Origin of the sequence: Micromonospora rhizosphaerae (genome assembly GCF_900091465.1) — a bacterium.
GTDB classification, from domain to species: domain Bacteria; phylum Actinomycetota; class Actinomycetes; order Mycobacteriales; family Micromonosporaceae; genus Micromonospora; species Micromonospora rhizosphaerae.
Genome location: NZ_FMHV01000002.1, coordinates 5,659,296 through 5,672,357, shown reverse-complemented (window position 1 = coordinate 5,672,357; position 13,062 = coordinate 5,659,296). Strand labels below are relative to the sequence as shown.

Sequence of the window (13,062 nt, the reverse complement as noted above, 5' to 3'; positions counted from 1 at the left end):
GCCGTCCGCCGAAACGGTCGGTGGCGCTACAACATCTCCAGCGGTTGCGGGCCGGCCGGCGGCGGGAACGTCGTGTCGAGTGCCGCTACTCCTCCTCAGTCAGATGCAGGTCGCGCGCTTCCGCGTTCTCCCGGGTGCGTTGGGCTCGGACGATCGGGGGATGGCCGCAACCATCTCCTGCCGCAGCAGCCAGGCCAGCGCGACCTGAGCGGGCGTGGCCCCGTTCCGGGCGGCGCCCGGACGACACCCACGGCCGCCTGTTCACGTGGAGGAACAGTGGCGACAGTCGAGAAGAGGCCATCCGAGGACGGCAAGAAGATCCGCTAGCCGCCTGCGTAGCCGTGCCCGTTGTGGCACTCCTGCGGCTCGTCGCCGACCAGTTCGCGGACCTGGCGATAGGGGAAGGCGACGACGTGCGGGTCGGCGCGGGCCCGCTGCACGAGGCGGCGCAGCTCGGCGGGGGTGTCGGCGACGCGCTCGACGACGGTCACGCCGGCGGGCGAGTTGTCGGCCCGGTCCCAGCGGATCGTGATGTGCCAGCGTGTTCGCCACTCCACGCCCGCAGGTTAGTCGAACACACGTTCCAGGATGGGGATAGCGGGGGTCTGCTGGCCCACGCTGCCTCGTTGTTCATGACGCGGCGGGGGCGGGGGGCGGGGGTTCGGATGTGTCGGTGTCTGTCGCCGGGGCGACGGCTGCCGGCCGTCCACGGCGTTCGTAGATCGCCGAGGCGAGCACGAGTGGGGCCAGTAGCAGTGGCGTGGTGAACGCGATGAAGCCGAGGACTCGTTTGACGGCTGTCGCTGTGCCGGCCACCGTGATGATTGCGGGATGTGTATCGGGCCAGTCCAGCAGCAAGGTCCACACGCCGATGTTCTCGACATAGTCGAGGACGGTCATGGCGACTGTCGGCAGCAGGAACGGCCACCATCGGTCGCCGTAGCGGCGGACCAGCAGCGCCGTGGCCACCAGGAGGAGCGCGGCGAGTGCGGCCGGATAGGCCAGGTCGAGCAGTTGCTGGTGGATGTAGGCAATGCGTCCGGCAGGGCCGCAGGCGGTCAGCATGGTCCGGGCATCCTGCATGGTCCACCAGGCGCGGACGTCGAACGGGGGCAGACCGGCGCAGGCGCGGCTCACCGCCATGAGGGAGGCGGGCCAGCTGCCGAACATGAGCGCCGCCAGCGGCAGGTAGATGGCTGCCGTCACAGCGAGGTGGCGGGGACGGACGGAGGAGATGAGTGAGCGGAGCACGGGATCACCACCTGTGGTTTACCGCTGTATCGTATAAGATATGCAACGTAACAGCAGCAAGCTTCGTCGGTCTACCGGGTTGTTGTTCGACATCTGGCTAGTGACGCACTTGACCACGAATCTGCTCGATGAGGCACTGCGGGACCTGGGCGTCACCGCGGACGAGTTCGGCCTGTACTCGCTGCTTCATGAACTCGGACCGAGCACGCCGACGCAGATCGCCCGCTGGACCGGGATGGCTCCGACGACCGTGTCCGGAATGGCTCGCCGGCTCATCGCACGAGAGCATGTCACTCAGATGCCGAATCCGCGGGATGCCCGTTCACGACTGCTTGGACTCACCAACGAGGGCCAGCGGGTCACCAACGCCGGCGGCGCTCGGCTCGCCGCAACCATGCCGAGGCTGCTCGACGCGCTTGCTCCGCACACGTCCACAGCACGCCTCGGGCTCCGGCGGCTCGACCACGCGCTCCGCTTGGTGGTCGGCGCGGCCAAACGGCCGGACGAGCCGCTGCCCGGCGAAACCGGCCAGGTCGCCGACGGCGGCAGTGTGTCCTATGCCGGCACCCCGCTGAACGAGGCACAACAGCAGGAGGTCCAGCAGTTCATCCGTTGGATCATCCATCGCGACGCATCGCCCGGCGACCATGGCTGACCCGTCGCCCCGCCTCGACCTGGTCCGGCCGATGTCATACAGGGAGCCTAAGCGAGTGGAAGCAACCGCCCGGCATCGGTTGGGCCGGTGATAGCCATCTGAGTTACCCGGGGGAGCCTGAGGGATCTGGGTCAGGAGGACCGGCGCCCACCTGATCCCACGCATTCGTTGTGCGTGTTCTCTGCCCGGAAGCCGATCCCGTTGCCCGACGATGGCGGGGAAGGGACGTGCATGAGTGACGCTCGCGGTGTGGGCGGACGGGGCTGGAGGTGGTGAGTCCGGCCTGGCAGCGACAGCCCCGGAGGTTCTAGGTTCTCCGGGGCTGTCGCTGTTTTCGCCAGTCACGCATTTCGCCGCTGGGGGCCGGTCACAGGGTGACGACGGCGTCCTCGGCGAGGGTGAGCAGGCCGGCGTCGAACGTGATCGTCTTCAGCTTCGTCCCCTTCGGCACGTCGAAGTAGACGTTCGCGCGCACCGAGTTGCCCGGGTTGATCTCGTCGAGGAAGCCCTTGGCATCCTCGTTGCCGTACATTCCGGCCTCCCCGTCGGGGCTGTACTCCCGGCCGCTGGCGTCCTGGGCCGTGAGAATGCTGTCGGCGTGGAAGGTGTGCGCGCTCTTGGTCACGTTCTTCGCGGTGACGTTGACCCGGCAGAAGGTGCCCTGCGCCTTGGTGTTGAGGAAGCTGGTGCCGACCTGGGAGATGCCGCACTTGACGCTGTTGACGGTGTACTCGAAGTCGCCGCCGCGCACCTTGTCCCCGATGCCGAAGGTCTTCGGCTTCGCCGGCGCCGGCGCGGTGGTAGCGGGAGCGGTCGTGGCCGGGGCGGTCGTGGCGGGGGCCGGCGCGGCGGGGGCCGTCGTAGGCGCAGCCACCGCCGGAGGCTCACTCGCCGACACGCTCGCCGGCTTCGGGTCGCTGAAGACGGCACCCACGGCGCCGATGCCGCAGCACAGCAGCACCAATGCCCCGACGCCGATGGCCGTCGGCACGAGCCACGCCGGGCGCTTGCGCGGCGGCGCCACCGCCGGGAACTGCGCGGTCGGCGGAGGTCCGTACGGTGCCGGCTCACTGGGCGGGGGTCCGTACGGTGCCGGCCCACCGGCAGGCGCATCGGGGTTCGGCTGGTTCTGGCTCGGATCGCCAGGCATGGTCATGTTTCTATCCCCACAGGTCTAGGCGCGGCGCCCCGCCGCGCGAAGTCCCGGTAGACGGTAAGTGGGGCGCCCGAAAGAAGCACCCCCGTGTCCGCTATTCGACTCCGCACGACCGTGTGAAAAGTCCGCCCGAACTGCTTGCCGCTGGGCAACCGTTTGGATGATCTTGACCTTCTCGTTCCCGACGGTCACGCCGGTCGGCCCCTGACGTTCATGCGCCGGCCGCCGGTCCCAGAACGGGTCGGCCTCGTCGCCAAGCAGCAGTGGCACGTCGTACACCGACATGTCGAGCCGCGGTCGCACGTACCGCACCCGGTGGCGCCATCGCCGGTGCTCGAAGGCGGTGTCCACTTCGATCTCGGCCACCACGGTCGGCTCGACCTGCACGTAGGGCAGCGGCTCGGGTCGGTCCAGCTGCCCGCTCCAGCCCGCCGGCAGCGGCTGCGGCCAGGGGTGCGCGACGATGCCCCGGCGCTGCAACCGGGATGGGGACAGCAGCGGCGCGACCTCCCGGCGTTGGACCATCGCCAACGGGTGCGTCCGTCCCGTGTAGCGCAGGTGTCCCCGTCGATCGAACCGGCCGAGGAGCAGCGTGCTCGGGTTGCCGAGGCTGCCGGCCACCCCGCCGACGATCGCCTCGGTCGCCATGTGCACCCGGAACTTCTGCCAGCCGCGCCGGCCGGGCTCGTACCGGCCGTCCAGCCGCTTGACGACCACCCCCTCGATCCCGGCCGCCGTGTACGTGGTCAGCCAATCGCCCACCTCATCCATGTCGGTGGTCTGCGGCGTGAGGGTCAGCTGCGCGGGCGCATCCTCGAGCAGCTCCGTCAGCCGGGCCTGTCGCTCGAACGGCGGCGCGTTGATCACGACCTGGCCGCCGGCGTCGGCGAGCAGATTCCACATGACGTAGTGCGCAGGGTGTTCCCGCGCCATCATCAGCAGGCCCCGGCCGGCGGTGATCCGGCGCTGCAGCCGGGCGAAGCTGGTCCGCCCCCGCTCCCACACGATCAGCTCCCCGTCGAGGATCACCCCCTGCGGGAAGGTGTGGCGGATCGCCCGGGTGATGTCCGGGAAATACGGGGTCAAGTTCTTGCCGGCGCGCGACTGCAGGTAGACGCCGGCAGCCTCGACGAAGGCGATAGCGCGGAACCCGTCCCACTTGGGTTCGTACGCCAGGCGCGGCCCCTGCGGCACCGCGTCCACCGGGGCCGACAGCATCGGGGCGACCGGCCGACGCAGCACCGGCTCGGCCCAGCCGAGGCTCACCCCGGCCGGGCCGAGCCATCCACGCAGCGCACCGCGCTCATCCGGCCCCCTGCCGCGATCGTGCCCGACCGGCATGGCACCGTGGGCGCAGATCGGGCAGCGCGAATGGCTCAGTGCTCTTCTACGTGAACACGGCGACGGCCCGAACCGGGGGCCGTGAGCGTGTTATTGAGGTGCCAGCTACGGGTGTAGCCACTTCCAGCCGGCGAGGCAATTGCCGGTCTCGAAGATGGCGCCCTTGGGCACCTGGACCTCCGTGTAGGACGTCGCGTAGCCGCCGTCATCCAAGCCGTACTCCGGCGGCAGGGACAGCCCCCACATGCAGTCGGTCAGTCCCGTACCCCCATCAGTCGCCCACGTTCCCGGCTCGACAAGGTCATCCTTCCCGCACCACTCGACCTTCTTGCAGCTGGACCCGGCGACGTAGTAGCCACACTTGTCGGGCTTGTCGTCGATGCAGTCGCCTCCCTCGCCCGTCATCGTCGTCGGCAGCTGAACTCTATGGCTGTCGCTTCAACCGGCCGGGTGCGGGTTGCGTTCAGAGGAGTGGTGTTGCCGACCTGCCGGTGAAAGGCCGTTGATGTCCGTGTCCGGCTCGGTGTCCAAGTCCTCGATTTCGAGCTGGAGGAATTCACGGAACCCGCGCCACGTCGCTGCGACGTCGGCCACGGCCGCAGCTCCTGGCCGTGCTGGCGCAGGATCCGCGCGAGCTAGTCGGCGCTGCGTCGCCACGGCACACCCATGCCCGTCACCAGGTCCTCGGCCGCTTCGGACGCAGGTACCCAGCGATAACGGCGTGCCGCCGGACGTTGCAACAGCTGCCCGCTACGCCGTCAGGACTCTGCGCAGGCCGCGGACGGCGTCGAAGGCCGGGTTTACGTCCCCGGCGGCGGGCTCCTGCCACAGGTCGCGCCATTCGGAGTCCGCGGCCATGACCCGGTCGAGGGCCCTCACCGCCAGTACAGCCAGGTCGTCGGGCAAGTCGAGCCGGCCGCCGTCGAGCAGGAAGTCCGGCGCGTACGGGGAGGTGATTGGCTGCCCGCCGGGCTGCTGCGCGGCCACGATCGCGGCTGCGGCGATCGCCTGGCAGGCGGCGTCGGCGTCGAGGTAGCCGTCCGCGCCGGCGGCCCGGCTCAGCGCCTCGCGGACCAGCTCCGGGCGCTTGGCACCGTCGGCGTCGTCGAGATCACCACACCAGTCAGCGGCGGTGTCGTTGTCGAACGGTCCGCTGTCCCAGGTCCCCATTGATCCTCCCAAGATCGGTTGCGCGGCATTCTCGCACCGGCCACCGACAGGACCCCACCGAACACGAAGGCGGCTATGGTGCCCGGATGGCGATCGACGGGTCGGGGCAGCGGCGGCCGGAGACGGCAGCGGCCGAGCTCGACGCGTACCTACGCGAGTTCCGGGCGGGCGGCTATCCGGTGGCCCGGGTCGTCCACGTGGCGTGTGCGCGGTGCGGCGGGTCGGTGTTCGGGGTGCGGGTCGACGATGACGCTGGCTACGCCGAACGCACCTGCCACTTGTGCGGTGACCGGTCTGTAATGCTCGATGGCCTCGACGTCGCCGAGGACGCAGATCCCGGTAACGCCGCCTGCCTGTGCGGCGGTGAGCGGTTCGACGTTGCGGTGGGGTTCGCGCTGCGCGAAGACGGTGAGGTGCGGTGGCTGTCGGTGGCGTTGCGCTGCACCGCGGACGACGCCCTCGGGGTCTACGCCGATTGGAAAATCGACTACTCGCCCAGCGGTCATCTCATGGCCCGGGTCTGACAGGAGTGGTCGAGTGACACAGCCGCGGTTCCGTTACCACCCCGATCCGGTCGCGACCGGGTCGGCCGTCCCCACGGTCGAGGCGTGCGTGCTGTGCGGGGTTGCTCGCGGCTGGCGGTACGCCGGTCCGATCTACGGCCGCCAGGCCGACGTTCTGTGCCTGCACTGCATCGCCTCGGGTGAGGCGGCGCGGACGTTGACGGGCGCCGCCGACTTCCCGTGCATGTTCACCGACGCGACCGACGTGCCACCAGACGTTCCGTTCGCCGTCGTCGAGGAGGTCACGCAACGCACGCCGGGGTTCGGCTCCTGGCAGCAGCCGAGCTGGCTGTATCACTGCGGCGACGGTGCCGCGTTTCTCGGCCCGGGCGGCTACGAGGAGCTGCGCACCCACCCTGATGCGCTGACGATGATCCGGGACGATCTGCACCAGCTCGGGTGGCCGGCAGATCAGGCCGACGCGATGCTGCGGCGGATGGATGCCAGCGGTGAGCCGTCGGCGTACCTGTTCCGCTGCCTGTATTGCGGCGTGCACCTGGCCTCCTGGGACATCGGATGACCGGCGGCAGCAGGGACAGGTCAGCAGATGCCGGCGCGTCGGCCGATGATGGACGGATCTGATAGCCCAATGGACGTGGCGTACATCCGGCGCTGGCGCGAGGACATCACCGCGTGCCTGGACCGGCTGCTGCCGGGCTTCGAAGTCCGGTTTGGTTATCCGCCGGGCCGGCACACGATCGGCGGCCCAGCGGGGGAGGAGGAGCTTGCCTCCCTGGCGGGCATGCGCCCGCCCGACGATTTGCTCGCGTGGTACCGGCAGGTGCGCGAAGTGAGCCTGCCGGACGTCGGCAACGGCTACTTCATCCACGATCCCGGCCTGGTCCTGCACAGGGAGGTGACGTCTATCCGGGGGCGCTTCACCGCGGACGTGGTCGTGTTCGCCAGTGATGGCGGCGGCACCCTGTTCGCGGTGGAGGCGGTGACCGGCTCGCCGGTGTACCGGCTTCCTGCCGGCGAGATCGTCGCCGGTGTCTACCGCAGCGATGACCCACGATTCGACGTGGTGGCAGAGAATCTGACCGGCTTTCTCGACCGGCTACGTGACGCGGTCGAGGTGTTCGCCGCCACGGGCGCACCCGGCGACTTATAGAAACGGCTGGCACGGCTCGGTCCGAGAGGTGAGACTCGTGGCTGTGGCACAGGTCGCGATGGGTCACCAGCGCCCGTACCGTTACATCGGTCCGGCCGATGTGCTTGCCGCCGTATCGCGCGAGGACGGTGGCCGCCTGGGCGGTCACGAACCGCTTCCACGTCGGCCCGCATCGCCGCGGCGCCGGCTCGACCCCGGCCTGGTTGAGGATCTTCCACACGGTGCTGGCCGCCACCTGATGATCGAGGCCGACCAGTTCACCTTTGATCCGGCGGTGCCCCCACGAAGGGTTCTCGGCGGCCAGCCGCAGCACCAGGTCACGGATCTGCTTGGCCACCGGCGGCCGGCCCGGCCGCGCGTGCGGTATGTCCATTGCCGGGCGATCAGCTGCCGGTGCCAGCGGAGCAGGGTCGCCGGGGTGAGGAAGAACGCCGCCCACTGCGGGTGGGGGAGCAGCCGCGACAACGCCGCCAGCACCACCCGGTCGGCCGGTTCGAGATTTGGGCGGTGCACCTGGCGGCGCAGCACCGCCACCTGGTGCCGTAGTACCAGGATCTCGACACCCTTGGCTCCGCCGTCCCGGGCGAGCTGGGTCAACATCTGCAGCACCTGGCGCAGTAGCAGGTACATCAACGAAGCGCTCATGGCGCGGGTCGTCGCAGCTTCCACAAGGCTGACCTCACACAGAACCCCATGTCAACCGGGCTGAACCTGAAATACGAGCCCCACTGGCCACTACAGCCATACACCGGCCGCCGCGATGTCCTACCCGACATCATCCGCGCTGTCACGGGCCTGGCCACCGACCCGGCGGCCGCATTGTGAATCACCGCTCAACAATCACCACTATTGACCCCCAGGTCGTTACATACCCACGGCGAGTTCACCCGTGCGGTGGGGCTGTCCGGCCGTCGTGTCCGCGATCCAGGGAGCCGGCCAGCTCGGCGAACTCGTCGCCGGATAAGACCACGCTGGCGATGGCAAGGATGTCGTCTTCGGGCAGTCGGACGGGTACGGCGACTAGGACTTCGTCGCGGCGTCGGATGTGCACCATGACCGGTAGATCGGCCAGGCGAATGACTCGCATGGCGTCTCCTCTGTGCGTTCGTCCCAGTGGGGAAGCCTAGTCCTGCTGCTGCCGGCCGTTCAACAAAGAGCGGATTAACGCTTGGACATGCCGGCGCTCCTCCGGGCTGAGCTTGGCCAACCCTGCGACCATGACCTCGATCTCCGGATCGGATACCGGTTCTTGCCACACGTGAAGCCCCGCCGCAGTCGCCGCGGCGCCGCGGACAGTGTCGAGCGGGACGTCAAGGCCCCTCGCGAGCCGCTCGAGAGTCACCGGACGTGGTGGCCTGCTCAGCCGCTCCAGGGTCGCAAGGTTGTGCACGGTGGAGCGCGGCAGCCCGCCACGCCGTGCAATATCGCCATAGGACCAGTGGTTCTCGGCCATCCGATGACGTATCAGCTGCTGTAAAGCGTTCATCGCGGGCCGAGCATAACGCGAGACGCATGTCTTTCGTCTATCTTGCGTCGTCCTCTTGCCGACGTCCGGGCCCCGGCGTATCGTCCAGTTATGATGGACAGTCGTACATCTATACCGTACAGAGGAGGTAGACGTGACAACCGCAACCTACGCGCCACCGTTCCTTCAAGGCCCCGCTGGGCAGGCCCTCCCGTGGCAGCAGGGCACTTACGGGCAGCCGGGACAGTTCACCCCGACAGGGTTTGAGCAGGTCCCGCAGTTCAGCCCGGGACAGCAACCGTTCGGCACCCCATCCATCGGCTCGCAGGCTCCGGGCGTGGAGCAGATCGTCCCGAGCATCCAGGTCATCGTTCAGCTCCTGAGTAACGCACAGCAGGGCCTCTGGACGGCCCAGCACGTGCTGGCCCAGCTGCCCCCGTACATCGCGGCGATGCTTCAGCAGCCGTATCACCAGTTCGCCCAGCGGCAGGTCGCGCGGCCGTACTCGATGGCTTGGTGAACCGAATCGACGGTCCGATCACGACGGCGCCACTCAAGCCACGGCGTCGTCGTGATCATCGCCTCGAAAGGAGGCTGGAGATGGCTGAGCCCGCCAATCGCGCTGCCAAGAAGGAAAGGGGCAAAGGCGGCTCACGCGGTACCGAGCCGCGGACCGAGCGCTGCCTGATCGCGCCCACGCCTAGATATCAGCTGGCGCCGTACCTGGAGCCGATCGGCGAGAACATCGTCGACCGCCTGCGCGAGGATCGCGAAGCCACGATCATCCGCGTCATCCGTCCGGTAGAACGGCCCGGGCCGCTGGCGCCGCCCATCGTCGTGGCACAACTGACCCCGGCGCGTGCAGCACAGCTGGCGACCATGCCGGAGCTGATCGTCGAGAGCGACCAGCCGCTCCGGTACGGCACCGCCGCGATCGCCGTGACGGATCCGGGCGTGACTCCATACGACGAGCCTGTCGAGATCGCGGTCCAGGTGGAGAACTCAGACGGCACACCGCTTCACCGGGCGGCCGTCCACGTGATCGCCGAACACCCCTCGCTACCCGCGCTGACCGCGGAGGATGGGCGCGCGACGACCACGGTAGCCAGGCAGGAGATCGACGCGGTGACCGGCGTCTACGTGCAGCCGCGAAACGATCATTGGAGCGTCTGGCGCGAGCGGCCCCGGCTCTCGGCGACCGAGCCGAACCGGATCGTCTGCAACAAGATCGCAACGTCCACTGGGGATGACTGGCCGCGCCGCGCGATGGGATTCGACCGGGTTCCCCCGACATATCGAGGGCACGGGGCGCGGATCGCGATCGTCGACTCAGGCGTCGCCATGACTCACAAGGATGTGGCCGACCAGGTCGCAGGAGGGCGTGACATCGTCGCCGGCGACGACAGCGGGTGGCACGACGACTCGACCGGGTTTGGGACATTCGCGGCCGGCCTGATCGCAGCCGCCGACGCGGGCAACCAGGTCATCGGGCTCGCACCAGAGGCCCAGTTGCACGTCTACAAGGCCTTCCCCGGCGGACACGTGAGCGACCTGTTCGAGGCACTGGAACATTGCATCGCGGCCCAGGTTGACGTCATCGCGCTCAACGTAGGCACCCGCCACCCCTCGTGGCTGGTTGCCAGGAAGCTCGAAGAGGCGCGTCAATCAGGGATCGCCTGCATCGCTGCTGCCGGCAGCAACGCCGGCCCGGTCAGCTTTCCCGCCGCGCTACCGACCGTGCTCGCCGTCGCGGCGATCGGAAAGCTCGGCACCTTTCCGCCGGACAGCTACCATGCCACCCAGTTCACCGGTGCGCCGAGCCCCGAGGGATACTTCGCGGCACGGTTTAGCGCCAGCGGACCGGAGATCGATCTTTGTGCACCCGGCGTGGCCGTGGTGTCCACGCTTCCCCCAAACAATCTGGGTGCACTCGATGGCACGGCTGTTGCGGTGCCACACGTCGCTGCGCTCGCGGCCCTTGTCCTAGCCCACCACCCGGACTTTCGCACCATGTTCCAGATGCGCAGCCCAGCACGGGTCGATCGGCTCTTCGAGATCCTGAAGGAAAGCTGCCAACCTTTGATGTTCATCGACCCGCTGAGGATTGGCCGCGGTCTGCCCGATGCCGCCACCGCCGTAGGTTTGTTCCCGACCATGGCGCGGACATCATGGAGCTACGGCCGCGCACCGATGATGCCCGCGGGATAAATTCGCATTCGAGATGAGGCCGTCCGCACCAGGGCGGCCTCATCACCTCCGACGCGCGGACAGTGAGCATGGCTCGAAAACTGTGGATGAGCGCCGTGGGGGCGTACCCTCCCGGCGAGTCCGAATCCAAGGAATCGAGTAGAGCCCGCGCGCCAAACGCGCGTCGGGAAGGTACGTGCTTACCGTCGTCAACCCGGAAGAGCCCACGCCATGGCGGTGCCGCAGCCGGCCGCGTCCGGCGGGTCGTTGATCGACGAGATCGTGCGTGACGGTGCCCGGCGGATGCTGGCCGCGGCGCTGGAGGCCGAGGTCGCGGCGTACATCGCCGCCCACGCCGACCAGGTGGATGAGCAGGGCCGCAGGCTGGTGGTGCGCAACGGTCACGCCCGGCCGCGGCAGGTGCTCACCTCGGCTGGTGCGGTCGAGGTGGCCGCGCCGCGGGTCAACGACAAGCGCGTCAACGAGACCACCGGCGAGCGCAAACGGTTCGCCTCGGCGATCCTGCCCGCGTGGTGCCGCAAGTCCCCGCAGATCAGCGGGGTGCTGCCGCTGCTGTACCTGCATGGGTGTCGTCGCAGGACTTCGTGCCGACGTTGCAGCAGTTCCTCGGCACCAGCTCCGGGCTGTCCGCGGCCACGATCACCCGGCTGACCGGGCAGTGGCAGGACGAGTCCCGCACCTTCGCCGACCGGGATCTGTCCGGTGCGGACTATGTCTACGTGTGGGCCGATGGCGCGCACCTGAACGTGCGCCTCGACGAGGCGAAACTGTGCTTGCTGGTGATCGTCGGGGTGCGCGTCGACGGCCGCAAGGAACTCGTCGCCCTCGCGGAGGGCTACCGCGAGTCGGCCGGGTCGTGGGTCGACCTGCTATGCGACTGCCGGCGGCGGGGCATGCGCGCCCCGATCCTGGCGGTCGGCGACGGTGCGCTCGGGTTCTGGAACGCGCTACGCGAGGTGTTCCCTGAGACACGGGAGCAGCGCTGCTGGTTCCACAAGATCGCCAACGTCCTCGCGGCGCTGCCGAAATCCGCCCATCCCGGGGCGAAGAAGGCCCTGGCCGAGATCTGGAACGCCGAGGACCGCGACCACGCCCGCCGCGCCGTGGCCGTGTTCAAGCTCGCCTACGGGGCGAAGTTCGGCAAGGCCGTCGCCACGGTCGTTGACGATCTGGACGAGCTCCTCGCGTTCTACGACTTCCCGGCCGAGCACTGGGTGCACCTGCGTACCACGAACCCGATCGAGTCGACCTTCGCCACGGTCCGGCACCGCACCAAGGTCACCAAGGGCCCCGGCTCCAAAGCCGCCAGCGTCGCCGTGGCGTTCAAGCTCATCGAGGCCGCCCAGCAGCGGTGGCGGGCCGTCAACGCGCCCCACCTCGTCGCCCTGGTCCGCGCCGGCGCCCGCTTCGAACGCGGCAAACTCGTCGAACGACTCGCCGCCGAGACCGCCACGAGCACAGCCGCCTAGGGCGTGTCCTGCCGATCTTGTAGCGGTTGATCGTTGACGATCTGACGGTGGTGCGTCGTGGTGAGTTGACCGATGAAGCGTGGGCGGTGATCGCGCCGCTGCTGCCCGAACCGGGAAGTTCTCGGGGGCGGTGGAGGGATCATCGGCAGGTCATCAACGGGACTCTGTGGAAGCTGCGCACCGGCGCGCCCTGGCGTGACCTGCCGGAACGCTTCGGGCCGTGGAAGACCTGCCACGAACGCCTGCGCCGCTGGACGGCGGATGGGACGTGGGATCGGATCCTGGCCGCGGCGCAGGTCCACGACGACGGCACACCGGTGCAGTGGACGATCAGCGTCGACTCGTCGATCGTGCGGGCGCACCAGCATGCCGCTGGCGCCCGCAAAAAGGGGGCTCCCCAACAAGTACGGCGACGCCTGGCGCGCAAGATGGCGAGGCCATCGGCCAGTCCCGCGGCGGTCTGAGCACGAAGATCCACCTCGCCGTCGACGGACGCGGCAGGCCGTTGTCGATCCTGCTCACCCCAGGCCAGGCCGGCGACAACCCCCAGCTACTGGCCCTGCTCGACGCCATCGCCGTGAACGAGCCTGGACCCGGCCGGCCCCGTAAACGGCGGACCGGAGTCCATCCAACTGGTCTTCGGAATCCCGGGCGTCGCCTTCCGCGCGCACCT

16 protein-coding genes and 2 pseudogenes are annotated in these 13,062 nt (G+C 68.9%); 8 read left to right on the top strand and 10 right to left on the bottom strand.

The window, feature by feature from the left end; translation table 11 throughout:
* Positions 1 to 323: 323 nt before the first annotated feature.
* Together GA0070624_RS26740 and GA0070624_RS26735 are read right to left on the bottom strand one after the other, a co-directional pair.
* Positions 324 to 557, bottom strand: a complete 234-nt coding sequence (locus GA0070624_RS26740; protein WP_091345670.1) for a hypothetical protein — start codon at positions 555 to 557, stop codon at positions 324 to 326.
* Positions 558 to 630: 73 nt separating this feature from the next.
* Complete coding sequence (locus GA0070624_RS26735; RefSeq protein ID WP_091345669.1) at positions 631 to 1,251, bottom strand: hypothetical protein; 621 nt, start codon at positions 1,249 to 1,251, stop codon at positions 631 to 633.
* 40 nt (positions 1,252 to 1,291) lie between these two features.
* Between GA0070624_RS26735 and GA0070624_RS26730 the strand changes: the two genes are divergently transcribed.
* Positions 1,292 to 1,906, top strand: coding sequence for a MarR family winged helix-turn-helix transcriptional regulator (locus GA0070624_RS26730; protein WP_091345668.1), 615 nt, complete (start codon positions 1,292 to 1,294; stop codon positions 1,904 to 1,906).
* Between the two features lie 367 nt (positions 1,907 to 2,273).
* Here GA0070624_RS26730 and GA0070624_RS26725 read toward each other — a convergent pair whose 3' ends face one another.
* From GA0070624_RS26725 to GA0070624_RS26710, 5 genes are all read right to left on the bottom strand, one after another.
* A complete protein-coding gene (locus tag GA0070624_RS26725; RefSeq protein ID WP_091345667.1) occupies positions 2,274 to 3,062 on the bottom strand; it encodes a DUF4352 domain-containing protein in 789 nt (262 codons plus the stop codon).
* A gap of 18 nt (positions 3,063 to 3,080) precedes the next feature.
* Positions 3,081 to 4,403 (bottom strand): ATP-dependent DNA ligase, encoded by a 1,323-nt coding sequence (locus tag GA0070624_RS26720; protein ID WP_245719009.1) that lies wholly within the window; start codon positions 4,401 to 4,403, stop codon positions 3,081 to 3,083.
* Between the two features lie 105 nt (positions 4,404 to 4,508).
* The gene (locus GA0070624_RS26715; protein WP_091345666.1) at positions 4,509 to 4,808 is read right to left on the bottom strand and encodes a hypothetical protein; all 300 of its coding nucleotides are present in this window, start codon (positions 4,806 to 4,808) and stop codon (positions 4,509 to 4,511) included.
* 33 nt (positions 4,809 to 4,841) lie between these two features.
* A complete protein-coding gene (locus GA0070624_RS35055; protein ID WP_176731894.1) occupies positions 4,842 to 4,997 on the bottom strand; it encodes a hypothetical protein in 156 nt (51 codons plus the stop codon).
* A 156-nt stretch (positions 4,998 to 5,153) separates the two neighbouring features.
* Positions 5,154 to 5,573, bottom strand: coding sequence for a DUF4259 domain-containing protein (locus tag GA0070624_RS26710; protein ID WP_091345665.1), 420 nt, complete (start codon positions 5,571 to 5,573; stop codon positions 5,154 to 5,156).
* 86 nt (positions 5,574 to 5,659) lie between these two features.
* Between GA0070624_RS26710 and GA0070624_RS36090 the strand changes: the two genes are divergently transcribed.
* The 3 genes from GA0070624_RS36090 to GA0070624_RS35050 all read left to right on the top strand — a co-directional run bounded on the left by GA0070624_RS36090 (position 5,660) and on the right by GA0070624_RS35050 (position 7,247).
* Complete coding sequence (locus GA0070624_RS36090) at positions 5,660 to 6,097, top strand: hypothetical protein (protein ID WP_245719008.1); 438 nt, start codon at positions 5,660 to 5,662, stop codon at positions 6,095 to 6,097.
* 13 nt (positions 6,098 to 6,110) lie between these two features.
* Positions 6,111 to 6,656, top strand: a complete 546-nt coding sequence (locus tag GA0070624_RS26705) for a CbrC family protein (RefSeq protein WP_245719007.1) — start codon at positions 6,111 to 6,113, stop codon at positions 6,654 to 6,656.
* A 69-nt stretch (positions 6,657 to 6,725) separates the two neighbouring features.
* Entirely contained in the window at positions 6,726 to 7,247 is a 522-nt protein-coding gene (locus tag GA0070624_RS35050; protein ID WP_176731893.1) for a hypothetical protein, read from the top strand.
* Between the two features lie 144 nt (positions 7,248 to 7,391).
* Here the strand turns inward: GA0070624_RS35050 and GA0070624_RS26700 are convergent, their stop codons facing one another.
* The 3 genes from GA0070624_RS26700 to GA0070624_RS26690 form a co-directional block, all read right to left on the bottom strand.
* Entirely contained in the window at positions 7,392 to 7,892 is a 501-nt protein-coding gene (locus tag GA0070624_RS26700) for an integrase (protein WP_176731892.1), read from the bottom strand.
* A gap of 238 nt (positions 7,893 to 8,130) precedes the next feature.
* Positions 8,131 to 8,334: a hypothetical protein gene (locus tag GA0070624_RS26695; RefSeq protein ID WP_091345663.1), complete on the bottom strand. Its 204-nt coding sequence runs from the start codon at positions 8,332 to 8,334 to the stop codon at positions 8,131 to 8,133.
* Positions 8,335 to 8,370: 36 nt separating this feature from the next.
* Positions 8,371 to 8,733: a helix-turn-helix domain-containing protein gene (locus GA0070624_RS26690; RefSeq protein WP_091345662.1), complete on the bottom strand. Its 363-nt coding sequence runs from the start codon at positions 8,731 to 8,733 to the stop codon at positions 8,371 to 8,373.
* Positions 8,734 to 8,866: 133 nt separating this feature from the next.
* On the opposite strand from GA0070624_RS26690, the gene GA0070624_RS26685 reads away from it, so the two are divergent.
* The 4 genes and pseudogenes from GA0070624_RS26685 to GA0070624_RS26670 form a co-directional block, all read left to right on the top strand.
* Positions 8,867 to 9,232: a hypothetical protein gene (locus tag GA0070624_RS26685; RefSeq protein ID WP_091345661.1), complete on the top strand. Its 366-nt coding sequence runs from the start codon at positions 8,867 to 8,869 to the stop codon at positions 9,230 to 9,232.
* An 80-nt stretch (positions 9,233 to 9,312) separates the two neighbouring features.
* Positions 9,313 to 10,920, top strand: coding sequence for a S8 family serine peptidase (locus GA0070624_RS26680; RefSeq protein ID WP_091345660.1), 1,608 nt, complete (start codon positions 9,313 to 9,315; stop codon positions 10,918 to 10,920).
* Between the two features lie 175 nt (positions 10,921 to 11,095).
* A pseudogene (locus GA0070624_RS26675) lies at positions 11,096 to 12,389 on the top strand (IS256 family transposase).
* A gap of 50 nt (positions 12,390 to 12,439) precedes the next feature.
* Positions 12,440 to 13,002 (top strand): annotated as a pseudogene (locus GA0070624_RS26670) (IS5 family transposase); the annotation flags it as partial.
* Positions 13,003 to 13,062: the final 60 nt, after the last annotated feature.